General features: G+C 69.8%; 25 protein-coding genes. 8 read left to right on the top strand and 17 right to left on the bottom strand.

Annotated elements, in window-relative coordinates:
* The first annotated feature begins 233 nt into the window (after nucleotides 1–233).
* Together ASF57_RS00730 and ASF57_RS00725 are read left to right on the top strand one after the other, a co-directional pair.
* A complete protein-coding gene (locus tag ASF57_RS00730; protein ID WP_056478903.1) occupies nucleotides 234–653 on the top strand; it encodes a dihydrofolate reductase in 420 nt (139 codons plus the stop codon).
* Nucleotides 654–689: 36 nt separating this feature from the next.
* Complete coding sequence (locus tag ASF57_RS00725; RefSeq protein WP_056478901.1) at nucleotides 690–1,817, top strand: carboxylate-amine ligase; 1,128 nt, start codon at nucleotides 690–692, stop codon at nucleotides 1,815–1,817.
* A 9-nt stretch (nucleotides 1,818–1,826) separates the two neighbouring features.
* Here ASF57_RS00725 and der read toward each other — a convergent pair whose 3' ends face one another.
* From der to ASF57_RS00710, 3 genes are all read right to left on the bottom strand, one after another.
* The gene (gene der, locus ASF57_RS00720; RefSeq protein ID WP_056190028.1) at nucleotides 1,827–3,185 is read right to left on the bottom strand and encodes a ribosome biogenesis GTPase Der; all 1,359 of its coding nucleotides are present in this window, start codon (nucleotides 3,183–3,185) and stop codon (nucleotides 1,827–1,829) included.
* Nucleotides 3,186–3,231: 46 nt separating this feature from the next.
* Nucleotides 3,232–3,945: a tetratricopeptide repeat protein gene (locus ASF57_RS00715; RefSeq protein ID WP_056190026.1), complete on the bottom strand. Its 714-nt coding sequence runs from the start codon at nucleotides 3,943–3,945 to the stop codon at nucleotides 3,232–3,234.
* Between the two features lie 99 nt (nucleotides 3,946–4,044).
* Complete coding sequence (locus tag ASF57_RS00710; RefSeq protein ID WP_056478899.1) at nucleotides 4,045–4,653, bottom strand: NnrU family protein; 609 nt, start codon at nucleotides 4,651–4,653, stop codon at nucleotides 4,045–4,047.
* A 117-nt stretch (nucleotides 4,654–4,770) separates the two neighbouring features.
* Here ASF57_RS00710 and ASF57_RS00705 point away from each other — a divergent pair, with 117 nt between their 5' ends.
* A complete protein-coding gene (locus ASF57_RS00705) occupies nucleotides 4,771–5,964 on the top strand; it encodes a hypothetical protein (RefSeq protein WP_056478895.1) in 1,194 nt (397 codons plus the stop codon).
* Here the strand turns inward: ASF57_RS00705 and ASF57_RS00700 are convergent.
* Entirely contained in the window at nucleotides 5,948–6,859 is a 912-nt protein-coding gene (locus ASF57_RS00700) for a LysR family transcriptional regulator (protein ID WP_056478892.1), read from the bottom strand. The two genes, ASF57_RS00705 and ASF57_RS00700, sit on opposite strands and share 17 nt — an antisense overlap.
* A 101-nt stretch (nucleotides 6,860–6,960) precedes the next feature.
* On the opposite strand from ASF57_RS00700, the gene ASF57_RS00695 reads away from it, so the two are divergent.
* Complete coding sequence (locus tag ASF57_RS00695) at nucleotides 6,961–7,947, top strand: aldo/keto reductase (protein ID WP_056478889.1); 987 nt, start codon at nucleotides 6,961–6,963, stop codon at nucleotides 7,945–7,947.
* 10 nt (nucleotides 7,948–7,957) lie between these two features.
* Here ASF57_RS00695 and ASF57_RS00690 read toward each other — a convergent pair whose 3' ends face one another.
* Together ASF57_RS00690 and ASF57_RS00685 are read right to left on the bottom strand one after the other, a co-directional pair.
* A complete protein-coding gene (locus ASF57_RS00690) occupies nucleotides 7,958–10,537 on the bottom strand; it encodes an FtsX-like permease family protein (RefSeq protein ID WP_056478886.1) in 2,580 nt (859 codons plus the stop codon).
* Between the two features lie 4 nt (nucleotides 10,538–10,541).
* Complete coding sequence (locus tag ASF57_RS00685; protein WP_056190016.1) at nucleotides 10,542–11,255, bottom strand: ABC transporter ATP-binding protein; 714 nt, start codon at nucleotides 11,253–11,255, stop codon at nucleotides 10,542–10,544.
* A gap of 61 nt (nucleotides 11,256–11,316) precedes the next feature.
* Here ASF57_RS00685 and ASF57_RS00680 point away from each other — a divergent pair, with 61 nt between their 5' ends.
* Both ASF57_RS00680 and thpR read left to right on the top strand, forming a co-directional pair.
* Nucleotides 11,317–12,030, top strand: a complete 714-nt coding sequence (locus ASF57_RS00680; RefSeq protein WP_200935787.1) for an arylesterase — start codon at nucleotides 11,317–11,319, stop codon at nucleotides 12,028–12,030.
* Between the two features lie 4 nt (nucleotides 12,031–12,034).
* Nucleotides 12,035–12,574: an RNA 2',3'-cyclic phosphodiesterase gene (thpR, locus tag ASF57_RS00675; protein WP_056190014.1), complete on the top strand. Its 540-nt coding sequence runs from the start codon at nucleotides 12,035–12,037 to the stop codon at nucleotides 12,572–12,574.
* Between the two features lie 21 nt (nucleotides 12,575–12,595).
* On the opposite strand, the gene coaA is transcribed toward thpR, so the two are convergent.
* The 11 genes from coaA to petA form a co-directional block, all read right to left on the bottom strand.
* Nucleotides 12,596–13,567, bottom strand: coding sequence for a type I pantothenate kinase (coaA, locus tag ASF57_RS00670; protein WP_056190110.1), 972 nt, complete (start codon nucleotides 13,565–13,567; stop codon nucleotides 12,596–12,598).
* A gap of 65 nt (nucleotides 13,568–13,632) precedes the next feature.
* Complete coding sequence (locus ASF57_RS00665; RefSeq protein WP_056478883.1) at nucleotides 13,633–13,956, bottom strand: phosphoribosyl-ATP diphosphatase; 324 nt, start codon at nucleotides 13,954–13,956, stop codon at nucleotides 13,633–13,635.
* Nucleotides 13,957–14,049: 93 nt separating this feature from the next.
* Nucleotides 14,050–14,826 carry an imidazole glycerol phosphate synthase subunit HisF gene (gene hisF / locus ASF57_RS00660; RefSeq protein ID WP_056190010.1) on the bottom strand — a complete coding sequence of 259 codons (777 nt, stop codon included), beginning with the start codon at nucleotides 14,824–14,826 and terminating at the stop codon, nucleotides 14,050–14,052.
* Nucleotides 14,827–14,844: 18 nt separating this feature from the next.
* Complete coding sequence (gene hisA / locus ASF57_RS00655) at nucleotides 14,845–15,603, bottom strand: 1-(5-phosphoribosyl)-5-[(5-phosphoribosylamino)methylideneamino]imidazole-4-carboxamide isomerase (RefSeq protein ID WP_056190008.1); 759 nt, start codon at nucleotides 15,601–15,603, stop codon at nucleotides 14,845–14,847.
* 47 nt (nucleotides 15,604–15,650) lie between these two features.
* Entirely contained in the window at nucleotides 15,651–16,313 is a 663-nt protein-coding gene (gene hisH, locus ASF57_RS00650) for an imidazole glycerol phosphate synthase subunit HisH (RefSeq protein ID WP_056190007.1), read from the bottom strand.
* Nucleotides 16,310–16,795: a DUF2628 domain-containing protein gene (locus tag ASF57_RS00645; RefSeq protein ID WP_056190005.1), complete on the bottom strand. Its 486-nt coding sequence runs from the start codon at nucleotides 16,793–16,795 to the stop codon at nucleotides 16,310–16,312. The genes hisH and ASF57_RS00645 overlap by 4 nt, the downstream gene beginning before the upstream one ends.
* Nucleotides 16,796–16,835: 40 nt before the next feature.
* Nucleotides 16,836–17,438, bottom strand: coding sequence for an imidazoleglycerol-phosphate dehydratase HisB (gene hisB / locus ASF57_RS00640; protein WP_056190002.1), 603 nt, complete (start codon nucleotides 17,436–17,438; stop codon nucleotides 16,836–16,838).
* A gap of 99 nt (nucleotides 17,439–17,537) precedes the next feature.
* Complete coding sequence (locus tag ASF57_RS00635; protein ID WP_056190000.1) at nucleotides 17,538–18,413, bottom strand: S-methyl-5'-thioadenosine phosphorylase; 876 nt, start codon at nucleotides 18,411–18,413, stop codon at nucleotides 17,538–17,540.
* 114 nt (nucleotides 18,414–18,527) lie between these two features.
* Entirely contained in the window at nucleotides 18,528–19,424 is an 897-nt protein-coding gene (locus ASF57_RS00630) for a cytochrome c1 (RefSeq protein WP_056189998.1), read from the bottom strand.
* A 22-nt stretch (nucleotides 19,425–19,446) separates the two neighbouring features.
* Nucleotides 19,447–20,733 (bottom strand): cytochrome b N-terminal domain-containing protein, encoded by a 1,287-nt coding sequence (locus tag ASF57_RS00625; protein WP_056189996.1) that lies wholly within the window; start codon nucleotides 20,731–20,733, stop codon nucleotides 19,447–19,449.
* Between the two features lie 33 nt (nucleotides 20,734–20,766).
* Entirely contained in the window at nucleotides 20,767–21,342 is a 576-nt protein-coding gene (gene petA / locus ASF57_RS00620; protein WP_056189994.1) for a ubiquinol-cytochrome c reductase iron-sulfur subunit, read from the bottom strand.
* 555 nt (nucleotides 21,343–21,897) lie between these two features.
* Here petA and ASF57_RS26155 point away from each other — a divergent pair.
* Both ASF57_RS26155 and ASF57_RS00610 read left to right on the top strand, forming a co-directional pair.
* The gene (locus tag ASF57_RS26155; RefSeq protein ID WP_056478879.1) at nucleotides 21,898–22,209 is read left to right on the top strand and encodes a hypothetical protein; all 312 of its coding nucleotides are present in this window, start codon (nucleotides 21,898–21,900) and stop codon (nucleotides 22,207–22,209) included.
* A gap of 50 nt (nucleotides 22,210–22,259) precedes the next feature.
* The gene (locus tag ASF57_RS00610) at nucleotides 22,260–25,217 is read left to right on the top strand and encodes an ATP-binding protein (protein WP_056478876.1); all 2,958 of its coding nucleotides are present in this window, start codon (nucleotides 22,260–22,262) and stop codon (nucleotides 25,215–25,217) included.
* Nucleotides 25,218–25,313 lie beyond the last annotated feature (96 nt).

The raw sequence follows: 25,313 nt of genomic DNA, 5'->3' as shown, positions 1-25,313 counted from the left end.
TGGCGGTACCCGGCGCGGCGTCATCGATCGGGACGAATTGTCCCCGCACGGGCGCGAAATTGCGATTCGCAATCGCTCTGACGATCCAGATCTGCCATCAGCCGATGGACCCTGTCCGTGCGGCGGCCCGATCCGAGAGCGAGCCGCAGCACCCCGATCCTTGCCGGTGCCATCGGTGCGACCCTCCATCGGCAGGTCGCGCCATTCCACTCCCCTCTTCGGACGAGCCTCTCATGATCGACGTTCGCTGCATCTGCGCCATCGGCCTTCGCGGCCAGCTCGGCCTCAAGGGACACCTGCCCTGGGAGGGCAACACCGACCCGCTCTTCGTCGAGGACGTGACGCGCTTCTTCGCCATCACCATGGGGCACGTCCTGATCGCCGGCCCCAAGACCATCGCGTCGGTGCCCGAGTTTGCGTTCAAGGACCGCACCATCGACGTCATCCGCAGCCACGAGGACCCGGAGGCGGTTCTGGCACGCTATCCCGGACGGCGCATCTTCGTCGGCGGCGGCATCGCGGTCTGGAACGTCTACGCCCGCTATATCCAGCACTGGGACGTCACCCGCCTGCCCTATGACGGCGAGGCCGATCGCTGGTTCGATCCGGCCTGGCTCGTCGGCGGCCCGGCCCGGGCACAAATGCCCGCCTGACGGGTTGAGGGGAGCAAGCAACCGACAAGGCTCCCGATGACGTCCGCCCCCTTCCGTTTCGGCATCGAGGAGGAATATTTCCTGGCGGATGCGGAGACGCGCGGCACGCCCCGGCGCTCGGTGAAGCCCTTCCACGTCCAGGCCGGCGAGGAACTGCCCGAGATCGGGCGCGAACTGCTTCAATGTCAGGTCGAGGTCTGTACGCCGCCCTCGACCGACTTCGCCGGGGCCCGGGAGGTGCTGGCCCGGCAGCGGGCGGCGCTGGCCAAGCTCGGGCGCGAACACGGCCTCCTGGTCTTCGCGGCCGGCACGCATCCGGTCGCGGATTGGGCGCGCCAACTCCCCACCAAGGGCGACCGCTATCGCGGCATCCTGCGGGACGTGGGCCTGGCCGGACGGCGCAGCCTGATCTGCGGCATGCATGTCCATGTCGAGGTGCCGGACCCGGACCGGCGGGTCGACCTCATGAACCGGCTGCTGCCCTTCCAGCCGATGCTGCTGGGGCTCTCGGCATCCTCGCCGTTCTGGCAGGGCAAGCCCACCGGCCTCAGCGCCTATCGCCTCAGCGCCTTCGGCGAGTTGCCCCGCACCGGGCTGCCGGAGCTGTTCGCCGACCCGGCCGCCTATGCGCGCTACGTGCGGATCATGACCCAGGCCGGCTCGATCCAGGATGCCAGCTTCCTGTGGTGGTCGCTTCGTCCCTCGATCAAGTTCCCGACGCTCGAATTGCGGATCGCCGATTCCTGCACCCGCCTGGACGACGCCCTCGCCATCGCGGCGCTCTATCGCTGCCTCGTGCGGCTCGTCGTGCGTCGGCCGGAGCTGAATGCCGGCCTCGACGGCGTCTCGCGCGCGCTGGCGCAGGAGAACCTGTGGCGCGCCCAGCGCAGCGGCACCGAGGCCGAGCTGATCGACGAGGCGAGCGAGGAGGCCGTGCCCTTCTCCCAGGCTTTGGACACGCTGCTGACCCTCATCGCCGAGGACGCCGCCGCGCTTCACTGCGAAGCGGAGGTGGCGCAGGCCCGCCGCATCCTCGATCACGGCACCAGCGCCGAGCGACAGGTCGCCACCTTCGAGGCCACCCGCAACGGCGACACCTCGAACCGGCAGGCCCTCGACGCGGTGGTGGACTGGCTGGCGGAGACGACGCGTGGGCCGCCGTGACCCCTGTCCTCAGCCCTTGTTCTCGCGGTCGAACGGGTTCTTCGAGGTCCGCAGCGACAGCCGGATCGGCGTGCCCGGCAATTCGAAGGCCTCGCGCAGGGCGTTGACGAGGTAGCGGGTGTAGGATTTCGGCAGGCCGTCGAGCTGATTGCCGAACAGGGCGAAGTGCGGCGGGCGCGCTTTCACCTGGGTGGCGTAGCGGATCTTGATCCGGCGGCCCGACACCGCCGGGGGTGGATTGCGCTGGGTGGCGGCGCTCAGCCAGTCGTTGATCCGCGAGGTGGAGACGCGGGTGCTCCAGATCTCCTCGGCGTTCGTCACGGCCTGCATCAGCTTGTCGATGCCCTCGCCGGCGAGGCCAGAGAGCGGCACCACGGCGACGCCGCGCACCTGCGGCAGCAGGCGGGTGCAATCCTCGCGCAGCTTCTTGAGCAGGCCGTTCTGGTCGGCGACAAGATCCCACTTGTTCAGCCCGATCACCAGGGCGCGGCCCTCGCTCTCGATCAGGTCGACGATGGTCAGGTCCTGCTTCTCGAACGGGATCGTGGCGTCGAGGAGCACCACCACCACCTCGGCGAAGCGCACGGCGCGCAGGCCGTCGGTCACCGCGAGCTTCTCGAGCTTGTCGTCGATCCGCGCCTTGCGGCGCATGCCGGCGGTGTCGTGCAGCTTGATCCGGCGGCCGCGCCATTCCCAGTCGAGGGAGATCGAATCGCGGGTGATGCCGGCTTCGGGTCCGACCAGCAGACGATCCTCGCCGAGCATCCGGTTGATCAGGGTCGACTTGCCCGCATTGGGCCGGCCCACGATGGCGACCTTGAGCGAGCGGTTCGACGGATCGTCGTCGTATGCCTCGTCCTCGTCGTCGAGCTTGGGCAGCGCCTCGATCAGCGCGTCGTGCAGTTCGCCGGTGCCCTCGCCGTGCTCAGCCGAGAACGGGATCGGGTCGCCGAGCCCGAGGGAAAACGCCTCGTAGGCGCCGGACATGCCGGCGCCGCCCTCCGCCTTGTTGGCGATGAGGATGACGGGGCAGCCGGCCCGGCGCACCATATCGGCGAAGGGCTGGTCGGCCGGAAGCACGCCCGCGCGGGCGTCGATCACGAACAGCACCACGTCGGCTTCGAGGATCGCCGCTTCGGTCTGGGCGCGCATGCGGCCGAGCAGCGAACCCGGATCGGCCTCTTCGAGGCCGGCGGTGTCGATGATGCGGAAGACGAGACCACCGAAATTGACGTCGCCCTCGCGCCGGTCGCGGGTCACGCCGGGGCGGTCGTCCACCAGCGCGAGCTTCTTGCCCACGAGGCGGTTGAACAGGGTCGACTTGCCGACGTTCGGCCGTCCGACGATCGCGACGGTCGGCATATCCATGGTGTGCTCGTTTCGATCAGGCGTACGTGAGAAGAAGGTCGAGGGCTCAGCGCGTGACGGGTGGGGGAGCGGCCGGCGCGGCCGGAGCCGCCGCCGTCACGGTGACGGGTCCGCCGGCCACCAAGGCCGCGTAGACTTCGATGCGCTGGCGCAGGTTCTGCGGCGTCTGGGAATCGGCGTTGATCTGGTCGAACCAGCGGCCGGCGCCCTCGTAATCGCCACGCTTCAGCGCGACGAGCCCGAGCATCTCGCGGGCGGTGTGGCGGAACGGGGCGTTCGGCGCGGCGAGGCCCTGGAGGGTGCCCAGCGCGGCATCGGGGTCGGTGCCATCGAGCCGCAGCAGGGCGGAGCGCAGGCGCGCGAGATCGCGCAGGCCGGTGCTGACCGAGGTGTCGTTGGCGAGGGCGTCGTACTCGGCGGCACCGGCCTTCGCATCGGTCTTGCCGGTCTCGGCCGCCGAGCGGAAGCGGGCCAGAAGGGCATAGCCGGCGGGCGCATCGCTCTCGATCGCCTCGAACGCCTTGTCGGCCTCCGCGGACTTGCCCTCGCGGGCGAGGCGGTTGGCGACCTCGAAGCGCTCGGAGGCGGCCTCGGCGCGCACGCGCTGGTCGTGCTGCCAGTAGCGCCATCCGCCCACGCCGGCCACGACGAGAATCGCCAGGGCGATGATCACGCCGCTGTAGCGGCGCCAGATCTCGGCGACCTGATCGCGGCGATAGTCCTCGTTGACCTCGCGGATGAACTCGTTGTTTTCGGCCATGTCGTCTCACGCCGCCCGAAACCCCGGCGGCCGCTCAAGAAAGTGGAAGGCCTGCGCCTAGCACAGGCTTAGGCCCTTGGCGACCGGCTTCGAAACGGCTCAGGCCTGGCCCGGCCAGGCGGCGACGCCGATCAGCAGCGGATGCAGGTACTTCCCGAACACGAACCAGACGCCGAGGCCGACGATCACCGCGAGCGCATCGTTGCGCCAGCCGGCGGGCGCCGCCACGGGGCCGCCGTGCTGGGCCGCGACCGCACCGGCCGAGAGCGCCCGGCGCTTGGCGCTGATGCGGGCCACCACCGCCCAGGCGAGGAAGCTGCCGAACAGCAGGATCGAGCCGAGGTCGCCGTTAGCGAGAAGGTGGGCGGTGGCCCAGATCTTCACCGCCAGCAGCATCGGGTGCTTGGCCTTGGCGCGGATATGCCCCGGCAGGTAGGCGGAGGCGAGCACGATGAAGGCGAGCGCCGTCAGCAGCAGGGACAGGTGGCGGGTCCAGACCGGCGGGTCCCAGACGGCGATGTAGCCGGATTCGCGGTAGAGGTGGAAGCCGTAGACGATCAGCACCAGCCCGAGGAGGGAGGCCAGGGTGTAGGCCAGCTTGAAGCGCCCCTCCCCGACCTGGCCGACGACCTCGGCCCGCTTGGTCCGCGCCATGGAGAAGGCGTGCGTGCCGAGAAACAGCACGAGGCCGAGAATGAGGATCAACATGGGGGGCTTTCGCGAGAAATGGGCGTCGGTGTGGATAAGCTCGGAGCCGCCGATGCCGGGACAAGCAGACTGTAACGGTTCAAAACCCAATCCTGGTCCGATGTCCAGGCTTCCCCGATGACGCGCCCGTCCCGCCTCGCCGCCCTCGGGCCGGTTCTCGCCCTCGGTTGGCTGCTCGGCGCCGGGTCCGCGCCGGCGGCGCCCGAACCGCCGCTCTCGGCCCTGACGCTGGTCGGGCCTCCGGTGGTGATGTTCAAGGCGACCCGCGACGCCTGCGACGGGGACGACGTGCCGGATGCCTCGGCGCGGGCGTTTCGCGAGGCGTCCGGGGCGGTGGCGCTGTTCGGGATGCACTACCGCAACCGCGCCTTTCGCGGCCCGAGCCTGGATGCGCTCAAACTCGACTGCGCGGTGGTGCTCGATTCCGGCGGTCAGGCCGATCCCGCCGCCTATGACGACGCCTCCTGGATCACCGCCACCTGGACCGAGGACGGGCGCCGCGTCGCCGCTCTGGTCCATCACGAGTACAGGGCCAACGAGCATCCGGGCCGCTGCCGTTCCGCGGTCTACCTGGAATGCTGGTACAACAGCGTGATCGCGGCGACGTCGCCGGATGGCGGGCGCAGCTTCAGCCGGGCGAGTCCCCCGGTGGTGGTGGCCGGCGCGCCCTTCCGGCAGGAGGTCGATCAGGGCCGCCATCGCGGCTTCTTCAATCCCTCGAACATCGTCGGCGACGGAAGGTGGCGCTATTTCCTGGCCTCCACGACCGGATGGAGCCTGCCGGGCAGCGACCAATCGGCCGGGGTCTGCCTGTTCCGCTCGGACAATCCCGCCGATCCGACGCTGTGGCGGGCCTGGACTGGAACCGGCTTCACCGCCGCCTTCCCCGATCCCTATGCGAGGTCGCCCAAGCGGCCGGCCACCTGCGCGCCGATCGCGCCGTTTCCGACCCCGGTCGGCGCGGTGGTGCGGCACCGGGCCAGCGGCGCCTGGATCGCGGTCTTCATGGCCAAGGCCGGCGAGGGTTTTCCGCAATCGGGCTTCTACTGGACCACCTCCCGCGACCTCCTGGCCTGGGACCAGCCCCGGCTGCTGCTGGCGGGTGCGACCCTCTACGACGATCCCTGCCGAGCGCCCGGCGGCCTGATCGCCTATCCGTCACTGCTCGATCCGGACGCGCAGGGGCGCAACTTCGACGATACCGGCGATCGCGCGATCCTGACCTACGTCACCCTGCGCACCGAGGGCTGCAGCATCACCTCCGACCGCGACCTCCTGCGGCGGACCCTGGCGATCAAGGTGTGGCCGTGAGGTCGGGCTCGGGCCGGCGCACCAGATCGATGAAGGCCTGGAGCGGCGGCGGGATCTGGCGCCGGCCGGCATAATACAGGAACAGCCCGGGGAAACTCGGGCACCAATCGGGCATCAGGCGGACCAGCCGCCCGGAAGCCAGGTGCTCGACGACGCCCTCCTCGAAGACCAGTCCGAGGCCGAGGCCCGCGAGGGCCGCCTGAACGATCATCTCCTGGTCGTTGACGATGAGCGGTCCGTCGACGGAGACCGCCACCGCCCGCCCCTCCTTCTCCAGTTCCCAGCGATAGATCGCACCACCCGGAAAGCGCTGCCGGATGCAGAGGTGCCGGCCAAGGTCGTCCGGACCTTCCGGGTGCGAACGCCCGGCGAGGTAATCCGGGGACCCCACCACGGCGAAGCGCTGCGCCCCGCCGAGCGCCACCGCGATCATGTCGCCGGCAAGATGCTCGCCGAAGCGCACCCCGGCATCGAAGCCGCCGGCGACCACATCGGTCATGGCATCGTCGGCCACGACCTCGACGCGGACAGCCGGATAACGGGCGAGGTAGCGCGCCACCAGCGGCATCAGGACGAAGCGACAGGCCGAGCGCGGGGCGTTGATCCGCAGGGCGCCCCCAAGCGTCGCCCGGAACGCTCCTGCCGCCCCCACCGCCTCGGCGATCTCGGCCAGGGCCGGCGCGATCCGGGCGAGCAGCGCCGCTCCCGCCTCGGTCGGAGCGACGCTCCGGGTGGTGCGATGGAGCAGCCGCAGGCCCATCCGGGTCTCCAGGCCCCGGAGGGCGTGGCTCAGCGCCGAGGTGGAGACGCCGAGTTCGAGGGCCGCCCGGCGGAAGCTGCCATGCCGGGCGATGGCGGCGAACACCGTGAGGTCGGCGAGATCGCTGCGCTGCATTGATGAATCTCGCTCAACGGTTCGTCCGGGCGGGTCGATCTTATCGCCTCAGGTCCCGCATGGCACATCGCGGGGGCCAATCTCGAAACCAGGAGCCGCCCATGCGACAGCAACCCCTCGGCCAGACCGGCCTCACCGTCTCCGTCCCGGGCCTCGGCTGCATGGGCATGTCGGAGTTCTATGGTCCGTCCGACGAGACAGAATCGCTCGCGGTGCTCGCGGCGGCGCTCGATCGCGGCTACGATTTTCTCGACACCGCCGACACCTACGGCCTCGGCCACAACGAGACCCTGCTGGGCCGCTTCCTGAGGGGCCGGCGCGACCGGGTCGTTCTCGCCACCAAGTTCGCCATCGTGCGCCCGCCCGACAGCACAGAGCGGCGCATCGACAATACGCCGGCCTACATCGCCCGCGCCTGCGAAGCCTCGCTGACCCGCCTCGGCGTCGAAACCATCGACCTCTATTATTGCCATCGCCGCAATCCGGAGACCCCGCTGGCCGAGATGGTGGGCGCGATGGCGCGGCTGGTGGAGCAGGGCAAGGTGCGGGGGCTCGGCCTGTCCGAAGTCTCGCCCGAAACTCTGCGGGCCGCCCACGCGATCCACCCCATCGCGGCGGTGCAGAGCGAATATTCTCTGTGGAGCCGGGCGCCCGAGGACGGGATGCTGGAGACCTGCCGCGAACTCGGCGTCACCTTCGTGGCCTACTCGCCGCTCGGACGCGGCTTCCTCACCGGCGGCCTCGACACGGCCGGACTCGCGGCGGACGATTTCCGCAGGGGCAATCCACGCTTCCAGGCCGATGCGCTGGCCCGGAACCAGCGCCTGCTCGACGGGCTCGGTGCCATCGCGGCGCGCCGGGGCGCCAGTGCGGGGCAGATCGCCCTCGCGTGGCTCGTCGACCGGGGGCCGGGCGTGGTCCCGATCCCGGGCACCCGGCGGGCGGTCCGACTGGCCGAGAACGCCGCGGCGATGGACCTCGCGCTGACGCCGGCCGAGATCGCCGAACTCGACGCCCTGTTCGATCCCGGCGCCGTCGCCGGTGCCCGCTATGCCGAGGGTGGAACCGCCGGCATCGAGGTGCTGTGAACCCGGTGCCTCAGAACTGGCGCAGGTAGGGCGCGGGCTTCTGGCCGAGGATGCGCCAGGTGCCGGCGAGGCCGAGGACGATCGCGAAGGCCACCGCCAGCGCGGCGGCCACGATCGCGCCCGACAGGTCAAGGGTGAACTCGAGCTTCATCACGCGGGTGACGATCACCCAGCCGGCAAGGGTGCCGGCAGCGAGACCGAAGATCGCCGTCGCCAGCCCGAGGGCGCCGTATTCGAGGGTGTAGGCCGCGAGCAGGCGGGACCGGGTGGCGCCCAGGGTCTTGAGCACGACGGCATCGTAGAGCCGGGCGCGGTGGCCCGCCGCCAGCGCACCCGCCAGCACGAACAGGCTGGCCACCACGGCGATGCCGCTGGCGCCCCGGATGGCCAGGACCAGCTTGGCGACGATGTCGCTGACGGCCTCCAGCGCCTCCTTCACCCGCACGCTGGTGACGGACGGATAGGCCCGGGCGACATCCCGCAGGATGGTGGCCTCGGCCTTCGCGTCCGAGCCGTTGGGCAGGGTCAGGGTGGCGAGGTCGGAATGCGGCGCGCCCCGGAAGGTGCCGGGCGTGAACACCATGACGAAGTTGATGCCGAGCGAGCGCCATTCGACCTTGCGCAGGTTGGCGATCTTCGCCGTCAGGGTGCGCCCGAGGACGTTGACCGTCACGGTGCTGCCGACCTTGAGATCGAGCTTGCCCGCCAGTTCGGCATCGAACGAGACCAGCGGCGTCCGCGCCTCCTCGGCATTCCACCACGTGCCGGAGACCAGGGACGAGCCCTCGGGCAGATCCTCCGCGTAGGTGATGCCCCGATCGCCGTCGAGGACCCAGGCGGCATCCTCCGGCGGCTTGATCTCGCCCGCCGGGACGCCGTTCAGGGCGGTGATCCGTCCGCGCATCATCGGCACCCGCTCGATCTTGGCGCCCGGGGCCTGTGCGCCGAGGAAGCCGTGGAACGCATCCGCGTCGCTGGACGGGATGTCGAGGAAGAACAGGTTCGGGGCCTTGGCCGGCAGGGAGTTGGTGAGCGTGCGCCGCACGTTGGCGTCGATCAGGCTCAGGGTGACCAGGAGGGTCACGCCGAGGCCGAGGGAGAGCACGATGGCGGGGGTGAGCGCCCCCGGGCGATGCAGGTTGGCGAGCGCCATCCGGGGCGCGGCCCGACGCGGGCGCGGCAGGCGGCGGGCGAGCGCCATCAGCCCGACGGCGACGAGGCGCAGGAGCCCGAAGGCGAGCCCGGCGGCGATGATGAAGATCAGCGCCAGACGCCGGTCGAAGGCGGTGACCAGGGCCAGGGCGACGAGCCCGGCCAGGGCCGCGCCCAGGATGAGGCGATAGCGCAGCCGCGTCCGGATCGAGCCCGGATCGACCACGTCGCGGAACAGGCCCGAGACCGGGATGTCGTGGGCGCGGCCGAGGGGCAGGATCGCGAAGGCGAGCGCGGTCAGGAAGCCGTAGGCCGCCGCCAGGGCCAGTTCGCCCGGCGCCAGCGTCGGATTGAGGGGCAGCGGCAGGGCATCGTGGAACACGGCGTCGAGGCCGAAAGGCAGCGCCGCGCCGACCGCCAGCCCGATCGCGATGCCGAGAGCGGCGATCAGCAGAACCTGGGTGAGATAGAGAACGACGACCTGCCCGCCCGGCGCGCCGACGCTCTTCAGGGTGGCGATGGCGCCGCGCTTGCGCTCGACGAAGGCCGCGACCGCATTGGCGACGCCGACGCCGCCGACGATGAGCGCGGTGAGCCCGACCAGGGTCAGGAACTGGGTGAAACGCTCGATGCTCTTGGCGAAGCGCGGGTCCGCATTGGTCCGCGCCCGCATCTCCCAGCCGGCATCCGGGGCCGCCTTGGCGATGGCGGCGACGCGGGTGTCGAGTTCGGCATCGGCGACGTTCGGGACCTGCAGGCGGTAGCTCCAGCGATTGAGACTGCCGGGCCGGATCAGGTCCGAAGCCGCGAGCGCCGCGTGCGAGATCAGCACGCGCGGCCCGAAGCCGATGCCGTTGGCGATGCGGTCGGGCTCCGACACCAGGGTGGCCCGAATCGCGAAGGGCTTGCCCGCGATGGTGATCCGGTCGCCGACCTTGAGGTCGAGGCGCGTCAGCAGCACGGGGTCCGCCACCGCACCGGCGGCGCCGTCGCGCTCGGCCAGCAGATCCGCCAGGGGCTCGGCCGGATCGGTGACGAGGTCGCCGGCGCTGGGATAATCGGCGCCGACCGCCTTCAGCTCGACCAGGGCGGCACCGGTCTCGCCCGCCACCGCCATCGCCCGCAGGGTGGTCACAACGGAGACCCCGCCCTGGGCGTCGAGGGCAGCCCGCTCCTCGGGCGTCGCCTCCCGGTTGATCAGGCTGTAGGTGAGGTCGCCGCCGAGGATTCGGGCGCCCTCGCGGCCGAGCCCGTCGGTCAGCGAGCGCGAGATCGAGGCGACGCCCGCGATGGCGGCGACGCCGAGCGCGATGCAGGCGAGAAAGACGGTGAAGCCCGCGAGACCGCCGCGCAATTCGCGCAGGGCGAGCCGCAGGGTGAGCGGGACGCGGGGGCCAGCCCGCCGGGGCGTCGCGGTTTCGGGAAGGGTGCCGTGCATCGGATCAGGCCTGGACCGGCGCCGGCGCTTCCACCCGGCCGGAGCGCAGGCGGACGGTGCGGTCGCATAGGCGCGCGAGGCCGGGATCGTGCGTGACCAGCACGAGGGTGGCGCCGCGGTCCCGCTTGAGGGCGAACAGCAGGTCGACGATCTGCCGACCGGTCGCCTCGTCGAGATTGCCTGTCGGCTCGTCGGCCACGAGGATCGCCGGGTTCGGCGCGATGGCGCGCGCGATGGCGACCCGCTGCTGCTCGCCGCCGGAGAGCTGGGCCGGGTAATGGTGCAGCCGGTGGCCGAGGCCGACCGCCTCCAGCTCGGCCTGGGCCCGGCGATGGGCATCGGGCTGGTCGGCGAGTTCGAGGGGCAGGGCCACGTTCTCCAGGGCCGTCATGGTCGGCACCAGGTGGAAGGCCTGGAACACGATGCCGATGCGACGCCCGCGAAAGCGCGCCAGGGCGTCCTCGTCGAGGGTGCCGAGATCCGTGCCCTCCACGACGATGCGACCCGCATCGGGCCGCTCAAGCCCCGCCATCACCATCAGGAGGGTCGATTTGCCCGATCCGGACGGGCCGACCAGGCCAACCGCCTCACCGGGCGCCACGTCGAGGGAGATTCCGCGCAGGACGTGGACGCGCGCCGCGCCGCGGCCGAGGCTCAGGTCGATGTCGGAGAGGGCGATGGTCCGCGCCGTCGGCGCCGTGGGCTTGTCGGACTTCAACGGGCGACCGATCTGTGGGCAACTGAGGTCATGGTGAACCGAGGGTCGGGGTTGTGATCGAATGGGTCTGTGTGGAGTCTCACGTCTCGCCGATATGGTCCGGGCGCAAGCGGCGCGCCATGCCGGTCTCGGCCTCGCGGCCCTGATGACGCTCTTTGCCGCACTCGGGCCGGGCGATACGCCCGCGCGCGCCGCCGCCGACACGCCCCCCGTGAAGCTCGTGGCCTTCGGCGACAGCCTCACGGCCGGATATCGCCTGCCGGCGGATGCCGCCTTCCCGGCCGTGCTGGAACGGGCCTTGAAGGCCCGCGGTCGCGCCGTCTCGATCGCCAATGCGGGCGTCTCGGGAGACACCACCACGGGCGGGCTCGACCGCCTCGACTGGTCGATCCCGGACGGGACGGACGGGGTCATCCTGGAACTCGGCGCCAACGACATGCTGCGCGGCACCGACCCGGCGGTGACCCGCAAGGCCCTCGACGCGATGATCGCCCGGCTGAAGGCGCGCGGAATCCCGGTCCTCCTCGCGGGCATGAAGGCCGCACCCAATCTCGGGCCGGATTACGTGGCGCGCTTCGATGCGATCTATCCGGACCTCGCCAAGAGCTACGGCCTCGTCCTCTACCCGTTCTTCCTCGAGAGCATCCTGGGCGATCGGCAGGCCCACCTCGATGACGGCCTGCACCCGAACGCCAAGGGGGTGCAGGCCATCGTGGCCGGCATCCTGCCCACGGTCGAGAGCTTCCTCGATCGCCTGACGCCGCAGGGGCGCTGAGGCCGTGCCCCGCCTGTTCACCGGGCTGGAGATCCCGCCGGACGTCGCCGAGGCGCTGTCCCTCAAGCGCGGTGCCCTGCGCGGCAGCCGTTGGATCGAGCCATCCGATTATCACGTCACCCTGCGGTTCCTCGGCGACGTCGAGGTCGAGATCGCCGAAGCCCTGCACGCGCGGCTGGCCGAGGCGCGGCCCCGGGCGCCCTTCGCCGTCACCCTCGACGGATTGGCGAGTTTCGGGGGCGACAAGCCCCGGGCGATCCTCGCCACGGTGGCGCCGAATGCCGAACTCGGCGATCTCCAGGCCGAGCACGAGCGCCTCGCCCGCCAGGCGGGGGCCGAAGCCGAGCGACGAAAATTCACGCCCCACGTCACCCTGGCGCGCCTGCGCCGCGAGGCCGGCGCGGAGGATGTCGCCGCCTATCTCGGTGAGCGCGGATTGTTCACATCGCTGACCTTCACGGTGGAGCGGGTCGCGCTGTTCTCGGCGCGCGAGTCGAAGGGCGGCGGCCCCTACGTGGTCGAGGCCGCTTATCCGCTGGGATGACCGGCCGATCGCGCGCCGGTCTCAGAGCCGGCGCAGGGCCACCGTCTCGATGCGGTGGCTCGCCCCCTTGGCGAGGATCAGGCTGGCCCGCTGGCGGGTCGGCAGGATGTTGTCCCGCAAGTTGGGCAGGTTGATCGTCGTCCACAGGGTGTCGGCGATCTCGATCGCCTCCGCCTCCGTCACCTCGGCATACTTGCGGAAGTAGGACAGCGGATCGCGGAAGGCTGTCTGGCGCAGGCGCAGGAAGCGGTTGACGTACCAGCGATGCAGGTCGTCCTCGTGGCCGTCGAGATAGATCGAGAAGTCGAAGAAGTCGGACACGAACGGGATCGCGGTGCCGTCGCGCGGCAGGCGCGCGGGCTGGAGCACGTTCAGACCCTCGACGATAAGGATGTCGGGCGATTCGATGATTCGCTCCTCGCCCTGCACCACATCGTAGACGAGGTGCGAGTATAGCGGGGCGGCCACGCGCTTCTTGCCGGCCTTGATGTCGGTGAGGAAGCGCAGCAGCGCGGCGGTGTCGTAGCTTTCCGGGAAGCCCTTGCGCTCCATCGCGCCCATGCGCTTCAGCTCGGCATTCGGCAGGAGAAAGCCGTCGGTGGTGATGAGGTCGACCTTCGGGGTGTTGGGCCAGCGCGCCAGGAGCGCCGCCAGCACGCGGGCCGAGGTCGATTTGCCGACCGCGACCGAACCGGCGAGGCCGATGATGTAGGGCACTTTGGTCTCGTGCTCGGCCAGCAGGAAGCGCTGGGTCGCCTTGAACAGCCCCTGCGTCGCCGCGACGTAGAGCGAGAGCAACCGCGACAGCGGCAGATAGATCGCCTCGACCTCCTCCACCGAGATCGGATCGTTGAGAGATTGGAGCCGGGCCACTTCCTCGGCGGCCAGGGTCAGCGGGGTGTCGGCGCGCAGCTGCGCCCATTCCTCGCGGTTGAAGAGGCGATAGGGCGAGAGCCGCTCGGAGCCCTCGCCGGTGACCGGGTCGTGACCCATCACCGGATTCTGTCCCCGGATGACGGGACGTTCGGGCCGGCCCATCGGCATGGGGGGCTCGGCGTTCACGCGGGCCTCCGTGCGGCCTTCTCGGCGATCCCGCTCTGGACCGTCCGCCTCTGCAATTCCGCCAGGACCTCGTCGAGGGCGATGCCGCCCCCGCGCAGCACAACCAGGAGGTGATAGAGCACGTCCGCCGATTCGCTCACCAGCGCGGCGCGATCACCCTGGACCGCGGCGATCGCGGCCTCGACAGCCTCCTCGCCGAGTTTCTTGGCAGCCCGGGCGGGGCCACCGGAGAGGAGCTTTGCGGTGTAGGACGTCTCGGGGGAGGCCGCCGCACGGTCCGCGACCAGGGCTTCGAGGTCGCTGAGAGTAAATTGGGTCATACCATCCTGATCCCGGCGAACCGGGCTTATCGTGCCATGCAACCAAGCGTGCGGCACGATGGATCATGACGCAAGGGCTGCGACAACTCGGCCTCAGGGATCGAGGCGCATGGAAAGGCCGGCCGCGGCCATGTGGGCCTTGGCCTCGGAAACGGTGTGCTGCCCGAAATGGAAGATCGAGGCGGCCAGGACCGCGCTGGCGCCGCCATCGCGCACGCCCGCCACCAGATCGTCGAGACCACCGACGCCGCCGGAGGCGATGACCGGCACCGAGACGGCGTCGGCGATGGCCCGGGTCAGGCCGATGTCGTAGCCGGAGCGCATCCCGTCCCGATCCATCGAGGTCACCAGCAATTCTCCGGCGCCGCGGGCGGTCACGGTGCGGGCGAAGGCGATGGCGTCGATGCCGGTCGGTTTGCGTCCGCCATGGGTGAAGATCTGCCATTGCGGCGGCGCGTCGGGCGCGGAGGTGCGCTTGGCATCGATCGCCACGACGATGCATTGGCTGCCGAACTTCTCCGCCCCGCGCGCCACGAAATCGGGATCGTTGACCGCCGCGGTGTTGATCGAGACCTTGTCGGCCCCGGCCAGCAGCAGCGTGCGGATATCCGCCACCGTGCGGATGCCCCCACCGACGGTGAGCGGCATGAAGCAGGCCTCGGCGGTGCGGCTGACCACGTCGAGCAGCGTGCCGCGATCCTCGTGGCTCGCGGTGATGTCGAGGAAGCAGAGTTCGTCGGCTCCGGCCGCGTCATAGGCCTTGGCGGCCTCGACCGGATCGCCGGCATCGCGCAGTTCGAGGAACTGCACGCCTTTCACGACGCGACCGTCCTTGACGTCGAGGCAGGGGATGATGCGGGTCTTGAGCACGGGGGTCCTCGAACCGGATCAGGCCGCCGGACCGGCATCGGCCGCGCCGGTGGCGCGCCGGATCGCCGCCAGAGCCTCGCGCGGATCGATGCGGCCGTCGTAGAGGGCGCGGCCCGTGATGGCGCCGGCGAGCAGCGCGCAATCCGGCTCCAGGATGCGGTGGACATCCTCGATCGAGGCGAGGCCGCCGGACGCGATCACCGGGATGGTGACGGCGCGGGCGAGGCCGAGGGTCATCTCGATGTTGAGGCCCTTCAGGATGCCGTCACGGGCGATGTCGGTGTAGATGATGGCCGCGACGCCGGCATCCTCGAACCGGCGACCGAGTTCCTCCGCCGTCATGCTGGAGGTGGTCGCCCAGCCTTCGACCGCGACGCGGCCGTCCTTGGCGTCGATGCCGACCGCGATCTTGCCCGGATAGAGACGGGCCGCCTCGCGCACGAAGGCGGGATCGCGCACGGCGGCGGTGCCGATGATGACGCGGCTGACGCCCTTGGCGATCCAGGCCTCCAGCGTACGCATCTCGCGGATCCCGCCGCCGAGCTGCACCGGCAGCCTGGTGCGGGCCAGGATCGCGTCGACGGCGTCGGCATTCATCGGGGCGCCCGCGAAAGCGCCGTCGAGATCGACCACATGCAGCCAGGAGAAGCCCTGTTCCTCGAAGACGGCGGCCTGCGCGGCCGGGTCATCGCTGAACACGATGGCCTGGGCCATGTCGCCCTGGACGAGGCGGACGCAGCGTCCTTCCTTGAGATCGATGGCCGGGAACAGGATCACGCGTCGGTTCGCTTTCGGGTGGACGGTTCAAAAGTGGGGTGCGGGTCTCAGGGGCGCCAGCGCAGGAAGTTGGCGAGGAGCGCGAGGCCGAGGTGCTGGCTCTTCTCCGGATGGAACTGGGTGCCGGCGACGTTGTCGCGCGCCACCATCGCGGTCACCGCTCCACCGTAATCGCTATGGGCGACCCGGTCCTCGGACCGCTCCGGCGACAGCGCGTAGCTGTGCACGAAGTAGGCATGCAGGCCTCCCTCGCCGGTGGGGATATCGGCCAGCAGCGCGTGCTCGCGGTCCACCTGCAGGGTGTTCCAGCCCATATGCGGCACCTTGAGGCCCGGATCGGACGGCTGAATCGGTCCGACATCGCCGGGAATCCAGCCGAGGCCCGGCGTCGTGTCGTATTCGAGGCCGCGCGTCGCGAGGAGTTGCATGCCGACGCAGATGCCGAGGAAGGGGCGACCCCGCGCATGCGCCGCATGGGTCATCGCCTCCACCATGCCGGGCACGGCGTCGAGGCCACGGCGGCAATCGGCGTAGGCGCCGACGCCGGGCAGAACCACCCGGTCGGCCCGCGCGACGGTCTCGGCCTCGTCGGTCAGGACGATCCGCGTCGCATCCAAGCCGGCCTCGCGCGCGGCGCGCTCGAAGGCCTTGGCGGCGGAGTGCAGATTGCCCGAGCCGTAATCGATGATGGCGACGGTCTCGACGCTCACCGGCGCGTCTCGCTGAAGGGGAACATGCCGATGGCGAGATCGCTCGGTGGGACAGCAAGTCCGCCAGAGGGGGCCGAGGACGGCCGTGCGGGGGGCGCGCCTTCGAGCCAGCGGGCGGAGGCCTTCATCTCGGCTTCCTCGGTGCTCGCGGCGATCACCGCATCCCGGACCGGTCGCCCGACCCGGGCATAGGTCCAGCGCCGCAGGGAGGAGGCTTCGAGGCCGATCAGGATCGAGACCAGGAGCGCGATGATCGACGCCGCCACCGGCGTCAGGCCGAGGAGGCGTCCACCGAGCGCCACGCCGGCGAGGAGCACCAGCACGCCGAGGCCCGCGAGCCAGAGACGGTGGAAGAAGAACCACAGGGGTCCGAAGGCGAAGGCCGGCCAGGAGAAGCCGTCCGGCACCAGGTGCGCGCGTTCGAGGCCGTAAGCCTCGCCGGCCAGGGCGTCCCGCTCCGGGTGCAACGTATAGGTGCGCATCACGTCTCGCATCCTCCCTGCCGAGCCGCCCCGAGGCGGATCAGAGCGATCCCTTCGTGGAGGGAACCCGACCACCCTCGCGGGGATCGATCGCCACCGCCTGGCGCAAGGCGCGGGCCAAGCCCTTGAAGCAGCTCTCGGCGATGTGGTGGGCGTTGTCGCCGTACAGCGTCTCGACATGTAGAGTGAGGCCGGCATTCATGGCGAAGGCCTGGAACCACTCGCGCACCAGTTCGGTGTCGAACTGCCCGATCTTCTCGACCCGGAACTCGGTGCGAAACACCAGGAACGGGCGGCCGGAAATGTCGATGGCGACGCGGGTCAGCGCCTCGTCCATGGGTAAGTGGATGTCCGCATACCGGGCGATGCCGCGCTTGTCGGCCAGGGCCTGCGCAACCGCCTGCCCAAGGGCGATGCCGGTGTCCTCCACCGTGTGGTGATGGTCGACGTGGAGATCGCCGGACACCGCGACGTCGAGGTCGAACAGGCCGTGGCGGGCGAACAGTTCGAGCATGTGATCGAAGAAACCGACGCCGGTCGAGACGGTGGCGCGTCCGGTTCCGTCGAGATCGACCGAGACGCGGACGTCGGTTTCCGCCGTCTTGCGGCTGATGCTGGCGAAGCGCCTGGCCTCTTGGGTCACTGATCGGTTCCGGTTCTTCGAGACGAGCCCGCCTTCTAGTGCGAAGACCGGCCCCCGTGAAGGGCGCCCAATGCCGAATCCACCGGCGCGCCGATCACGTCAGGCGGAGAGGACTCGTCCGGCCACGGCATCGAGCTTGGCCAGTAGGGCCGGATCGCGCTGCGCCGGGGCGGTCATGATGGCGCCGTCGAGGGCCCGCTCGGTGCCCGCCGGACAGGCCACGCGCTCGGCCGGGAAGTCGCGGGCGAGACGGGCGACGAGCCGAGCGGCCTTGTCGGCATTGGCGCGCGCCACCGCCACCACGGCGGCCACGTCCACCGCCTCGTGGGTCGGGTGCCAGCAATCGAAGTCGGTCACCATGGCGATGGTCGCGTAGGTAATCTCGGCCTCGCGGGCGAGCTTGGCCTCCGGCATGTTGGTCATGCCGATGACGTCGTAGCCGAGGGCCTTGTAGGTGGTGGATTCCGCGTAGGTCGAGAATTGCGGCCCCTCCATGCAGACATAGGTCCCGCCGCGATGGACCGCGATGTCCTCGGCCTGCGCCGCCTCGGCGATGCGGCCCTGCAAGGCGGGACCGATCGGGTGGGCCAGGGAGACGTGGGCGACGCAGCCGTCGCCGAAGAAGGACGCGGCGCGGCCGTGGGTCCGGTCGACGAACTGGTCGACGAGGACGAAGAGGCCGGGATGCAGCTCCGCCTTGAACGAGCCGCAAGCCGACAGCGAGACGAGGTCCGTGACCCCGGCCCGCTTCAGGATGTCGATATTCGCCCGATAATTGATGCCGGACGGTGAGAAGCGGTGGCCCCGCCCGTGGCGGGCGAGGAACACCACCTTGGTCTCGCCGATGCGGCCGATGCGCAGGGCGTCCGAGGGCTCGCCCCAGGGAGACTCGATCCGCTCCTCGCGGACATCCTCCAGGCCGGGCAGGTCATAGACCCCGGACCCGCCCATCACGCCGAGCACCGCTGCCGTCATCCCCATCTCCAAAAGTTCGCGCCGGTCGCCCCTCCTTGGGGCGCCGGCGCGGGTCGTGTCAACGAAGCGAGGCCAGGAAGCAAGGCCGGGTCGAACCGACCGCTCGGCGCTTGCTCAGTAGGTCTTGTGCAGCTCGGGCTGGAGGCCGTGGACCTCGCCGCCGACCTTCGCCCAGATCTTCTTCTTCACGTAGTAGAGCAGGCCGGCCAGCACGAGCAGGAACAGGATCACCCGCAGGCCGAGGGCCTTGCGCGCCATCATGTGGGGCTCGGCCGCCCAGGCCATGAACGCCGCGACGTCCTTGGAATACTGCTCCGTGGTCTCCGGCACCACCGGCTCACCCTTGTCGTTCTTGGCGTACGTTACCTGCCCGTCGCTGATCGGCTTCGGCATCGCGATCAGGTGACCGGCGTAATACTTGTTGTAGTAGGTCCCTGCCGGAATCTCCTTGCCGGCCGGCGGATCCTCGTAGCCGTTCAGGAGCGCGTGGATGTAGTCCACGCCCTGCTCCGAGAAGCCGATGAACGGCATCGCGTCGAAGACGAACCACGGGAAGCCGCGCTCGTAGGTCCGGGCTTTCGCCAGCACCGAGAAGTCGGGCGGGGCCTTGCCACCGTTGGCGGCGGCGGCCGCCTTCTCGTTCGGGAAGGGCGACGGGAAGGCGTCGGCGGCACGGGCGGGACGCTCGACGTCCTCACCCGCATCGTTCTGCTCCTTCACCTTGTACTGGGCGGCAAGCTCCTTGACCTGCCCGGTGGTGAAGCCGGGCCCCCCCTCCTCCGAGAGGTTGCGGAAGCGCACGAGGCTCATGCCGTGGCAGCTCGAGCAGACTTCCTTGTAGACCTGGAAACCGCGCTGAAGCTGGGCCTGGTCGAAGCGCCCGAAGGTCCCGGCGAAGCTCCACGTTTCGCGGGGCGGGTTCGGTGGGCCATGCTCCTCCTCTGCCTGGACGGCAGAGATGCTCATGACGGCCGCGAGCAGGGACGCGGCGAGAAGGCGGGTTGTTTTCATGGTTCTTAAAAGTCCCCTGCCCTCAACCCTTGGACGATGGTGCGGCCGCCGCACCAACCGGCATGCCGGACCCGCTGATCTGCTTGCCGGGACCGGTCACGGTCTCGAGGATCGAGCCCGGAAGAGCCTTCGGCGTCTCGAACAGGCCGACCAGCGGCATCACGAGCAGGAAGTGCAGGAAGTAATAGGCCGTGCAGATCCGGGCCGCGATGACGTAGCCACCCTCCGGCGGTTTCGCGCCGAGCCAGCCGAGCACCACGCAGACCACCACGAACAGCCAGAAGAACTGGCGATAGATCGGGCGGTAGTTGCACGAACGCACCCGGGAGGTGTCGAGCCACGGCGCCAGCGCCAGGATCAGCACTGCGCTGAACATCAGGATGACGCCGCCGAGCTTGTCCGGCACCGCGCGCAGGATCGCGTAGAACGGCAGGAAGTACCATTCCGGAACGATGTGGGCGGGGGTCACGGCCGGGTTGGCCGGCACGTAGTTGTCGGCGTGGCCGAGGTAGTTCGGCTGGTAAAAGATCCAGTAGGCGAAGAAGGCGAAGAACACGACCGAGGCGAACACGTCCTTGACGGTCGCGTAGGGCGTGAAGGGAACCGCATCCTTGCCGGTCTTGATCGGGATGCCGGCCGGGTTGTTCTGGCCCGTCACGTGCAGCGCCCAGACGTGCAGGATCACCACGCCGGTGATCATGAACGGCAGCAGGTAGTGGAGCGAGAAGAAGCGGTTCAGGGTCGGGTTGCCGACCGAGTATCCGCCCCAGAGCAGGCTCTGGATGGTGTCGCCCACCACCGGGATCGCCGCCAGGATGTTGGTGATGACGGTGGCGCCCCAGAAGCTCATCTGGCCCCACGGCAGGGTGTAGCCAAGGAAGGCGGTCGCCATCATCAGCAGGTAGATGATCACGCCGAGGATGTAGAGCACCTCGCGGGGGGCCTTGTACGAGCCGTAATACAACGCCCGGAAGATGTGAACGTAGACCGCCACGAAGAACATCGACGCGCCGTTGGCGTGCATGTAGCGCAGCAGCCAGCCGTAATTCACGTCGCGCATGATGTGCTCGACGGAGTTGAAGGCGTTGGCGGCGGAGGGATCGTAGTGCATCGCCAGCCAGACGCCGGTGACGATCTGCGACACCAGCATGGCGATCAGGATCGCGCCGAAGGTCCAGAAGTAGTTGAGGTTCCGCGGCACCGGGAAGGAGACGAAGGACGAATGCACCAGCCCGATCAGGGGCAGGCGCGATTCGAACCACTTCGCCAAGGCACTCTTGGGAACGTAGATATTGCCGTGTCCGCTCATGGGGCGACCCGCTCCAAATCCTGTTTCAGGGTGTCAGGCGACGGCCTTGCCGCCCTCTTCGCCGATCCGGATCTTGGAATCCGATTCGAAGATGTAGGGCGGGATCGGCAGGTTCGTCGGGGCGGGCCCCCGGCGCACCCGGCCTGACGTGTCGTAGAGGGAGCCGTGACAGGGGCAGGACCAGCCTTCGTACTGGCCCTGATGGCCGATCGGCACGCAGCCGAGATGGGTGCAATTGCCGTAGACCACGAGCCACTTGGCGTGGCCCTGCTTCACGCGGGCGGCGTCCGTCTGCGGATCGATGAGATCCGCCATCTTCACCTCGCCGGCTTCCTTGATCTCCTTCTCCGAGCGGTTGCGCACGAAGATGAGCTTGCCGCGCCAGAACACGTTGACGATCTGACCTTCCTGGATCGGCGCCAGATCGACTTCGAGCGGAGCACCGGCCGCGATGGTCTCGGCGTCCGGCGCCATCGAGGCGACGAAGGGCCAGGCGAGCGCGCCGGCGCCGACGGCCAGGGCCGCTCCCGTCGCGAGGAACATGAAGTCACGTCGCGTGCCGTCCGGCGCGCCGTGAGAGTTCTCGGGATCGGCTGCCGTGTTCGCCAAGTGTCACACTCCAAGCATGATTGCGCCGGATGAGCCTCATTCCGGGTGCGGAATCGGCCAGACGGGACCTTAGAGGCTTTCAAAGGAAAGTCAGCCCGGCGGGACGGAAGCACCATCCCACAGCATTGTGCAATGCGACCCCGCGTCACCCGAAGTCAAGGCGCGAACCCGTTCTGAATCGGCCGTTTCCGACCTTGGCGCAGCAGCGTTGCGGCAGTGCCGCGCGGGGGTCCTCCGAGCCATGCAGAAGGGCGAGTCTCGGGCGCGTTCGCTGGTCTTGCCATGCGCTCGGCGTGGAGGCGGATGCCGTCCGGACCATGAATAATATCGCAGGTCGGCCTGCTCCGTTCACGGCGCCATCGATGGCCGCTCCAGGGTCCGGCGACCGGTCCGGCCCGGATCGTGCTGGACACCCATGCGACGATGGCTGCCGGCCAGGGGTTGCGATCACCCTGCGTCGCATCCGCTTTTGCCGCCTGTGCGCAACCGCGCAGATGCGCTACCCGGAACCGCATAGCTTGACCGTCTCGTCAGGCCGCCGACGCCGAGAGACTCATGGACGTCACCGATCCGCCCTTCACCCCGGACGGGCTGCGAATTGCCGGCGGCGTCCTGCTGGCCGTCACCGCGGCGAGGCTTGGCGTCGGCACGGACGAGGCCGATTCCGTCGTCGACGAGCGCGTGCCCCTGTGGCGGGCGGTTCACACCAACTTCGTCGCTATCCCGATGGCCCAGAAGGGCGGCACCGCCGCGTCGCGGATTGTCCACGCCACTCGCATCGGCGCCGCGATCGGAGCCTCCCCGGTGGCGGCGGTACTGCCTCTCCCGTTGCGACGGCACCTGCTTGGGGAGCATCGGACGGCGTGAAGATCCGCCCGTCGGAATTCAGACCTAGCCTCGCCGGGGTCCCGCGCTGGATGGCAGTTGGGGCCGCACGCGGCACGCCGGTCTTCCTGTTTGCCGCTCAACCCGCATCCGCGATCGAAACCGGGTCCCTGCAGGCGTGGTCACCGGGCAGCTTCGGGATCGGCGTCGGATTGGCAGCCCTGGTCGGCGCAGGCACGCTCGGGCTCGTCCGGTGGCGGCGTCGACGGGCCGCAGGCGCAGCGGGCCGCAACGCCGGTCTGCTGAACGCCGTGTTCGATGCCTCGGCCGATCCGCACCTCGTCTTCGCGGTCTCGCCGGATGGCGGTTTCCGTCTCGCCGCCTGGAATGCTGCGGCAGCGGCCGCCTTCGGGGGCGACGACGGCCGGTTCGGTCGCGACGTCTCGGCGCTGCTGCCCGCATCCGAGGGTGCGGCGATGCGGCGGGATCTCGCCCAGGCGGCTGCGACCGGAACGACGGTGCGGAGCCAGATACCGGCGGACGGATCATCGGCGGCGCCCGCGACGGAAACCACCTGTGTGCCCCTACGACGACCCGGCACCGGCCCGGTGGATCGCGTCCTCGTCACCCGGCGTGACATCAGCCACCTCGCACAGGCGGAGCCCGAAACCCTGGATGCCAACCGCCGCCTCGTCCTGGCCGAGCAGGTCGCCCATATCGGCCACTGGCATCTCCACCTGGCCTCGCGCGTCCTGACGTGGTCCGACGAAGTCTACCGGATCCACGGGCACGAGCCGCAGAGCTTCGTTCCCACCATCCCGGGCAGTATCGCCGCCTGCCACCCGGACGACCGTCGCGGCATGGTGCGGCGGATCGCCCGCGCATTGCGCCGGCACGAGGGGTTCGACATCGCCCTGCGGCTGGTCCGGCCGTCCGGCGAGGTGCGGGACGTTCTCGTGCGCGGCCTCTGCCTGCCCGAGCGGTCCGGCCGCGATCCCTCCGACGGCACCCAGCCGGAGGCGATCTTCGGCGTGTTTGCCGACATCGCCGAGCTGAAGCAGGCCGAGCGTGCCCTGGCCGAGAAATCCGCGCTGCTCGAAGCGACCCTCGAGAGCATGGATCAGGGGCTGCTGAGAATCGACGGGACCGGGCACATCCCCGTCATCAATCGCCGGGCCATAGAGATCCTGGCGATCTCGCCCGAGATCCTGGCGACCAAGCCGGACTATCGCATTCTCCGCCAGCATCTGCGCGAAACCGGCACCTGGGGTACCCTGATCCAGGACCCGAAGCACTGGCACCTCGACGAGAACCGGCGCACCACCGAACTGCGCTCCGAGCGCCGACGGGCCGACGGACGGGTGATCGAGATCCGCTCGCTGCCGATGCTGAACGGCGACGGGCACCTTCAGACCCTCACCGACATCACGCACCGCCGTCACTCCGACGAGCAGTTGCGGGAGAGCGAGGCGCGCTATCGCCTGCTCGCCGACTACACCGCCGACCTGATCGTCCTCGACGATGCCTCCGGGCGCCACCTCTACATCTCCCCGGCCGTGACGGGGATGCTCGGCTACGATGCCGTCGAGGCCAATCGCCTCGGCCTGCGCACCCTCGTGCATCACGAGGACATCGCCAATCTCTCGGCCACCCTGCACGCCCTCGGCCCCGAGCAGCCGACCGGGTCGGTCATCTATCGGATGCGCCACAAATCCGGGTCCGACATCTGGGTCGAAGCCGCCTTCCGGCGCATTGAGGAAGGGGGCGACGTCCAGATCATCCAGGCCATCCGCGACGTGTCACAACGCCAGAGCCAGGAAGCCGACCTGCAGCGGGCCCGCGTCGCCGCCGAGGCCGGCGCCCGCGCGAAGGCGGAGTTCCTGGCCAATATGAGCCACGAACTGCGCACCCCGCTCGTCGGCATCCTCGGGGTCCACGATCTCCTGCGCGGGGACGCGCAGCTCACACCGGATCAGGCGCGTCTGGTCGGGCTGGCCCAGGAATCCGGCCGCTCCCTGCTCACCATCGTCAACGACATCCTCGATTTCTCGAAGATCGAGGCCGGCCAGCTCGTCATCGAATCCGTGCCGTTCAGCCTGCGGGCCCTGGTCGAGGCCTGCCGGGAGTTCAGCGCGGAGATCGCGCAGGTCCGCGATGTCCGATTCGTCACGGAGATCGCCGACGACGTGCCGGACTGGCTTCTCGGCGACCCCACCCGGTTGCGGCAGGTCATCCTCAACCTCGCCACAAACGCGATCAAGTTCACGCCCGCGGGCTCGGTGACCCTCCGGGTCACCTGGGCACCGGCGCCCGACGATGCGCCGCGCCCGGGCGCGACCCTGCGGATCGCCCTGATCGACACCGGGATCGGGATCGCGCCGGAGACGCTGTCCCAAATCTTCGAACGCTTCGCCCAGGCCGATGGCTCGACCTCGCGCCAGTACGGCGGAACCGGCCTCGGACTCACCATCTGCCGACGGCTGGTGCACCTGATGGGTGGCGAGATCGGCGGCGAGAGCCGGCTCGGCGAGGGATCGACCTTCTGGTTCTGGCTACCGCTGCACCGCGCGGCCGGCGCGGATGCCGCGGCGGCGCCGACCCCGACGACGCTGGCTCGGCGGGCCGGTCCGAGCTGGCGGGTGCTGCTGGCGGAGGACAACGCCATCAACCAGGAGATCATCGGCACGGTGCTGCGCCAGAAGGGGCATGTGGTCGACGTGGTCGACGACGGCGAGCAGGCGGTGACGGCGGCCTTCGACCGTCCCCGCGACCTCGTCCTCATGGACGTCCAGATGCCGGGACAGGACGGGCTGGCGGCGACGCAGGCGATCCGCCTCCGCGAGCGCCTGGAGGGCCGGCCGCGCACGCCGATCATCGCCCTGACCGCCAATGCCATGCCGGAGGAGATCGAGCGCTGCCGGATTGCCGGCATGGACGCCCACGTGGCCAAGCCGGTGGACTGGTCGGTGCTCTTCGCCACGATGGAACGGCTCGCGGGCTCTGCCGGAGGAGAGCACTCGGCCGCAGGGGGTGAGACGGCCGGGCGATGAGATTCGGCGCGGGGGTTCGCGTCTTTCGTTTGTCTTGTGGGGATCATCGGATTTCGACGGATCCCTGACAGACGCCAGGACGCGAAACGCCCCGCC

Origin of the sequence: Methylobacterium sp. Leaf117 (genome assembly GCF_001422985.1) — a bacterium.
In the GTDB taxonomy this organism is placed as follows: Bacteria; Pseudomonadota; Alphaproteobacteria; order Rhizobiales; family Beijerinckiaceae; genus Methylobacterium.
Note: the sequence above shows the minus strand (reverse complement) of the source record. Positions and strands in the feature narration are given on the sequence as shown.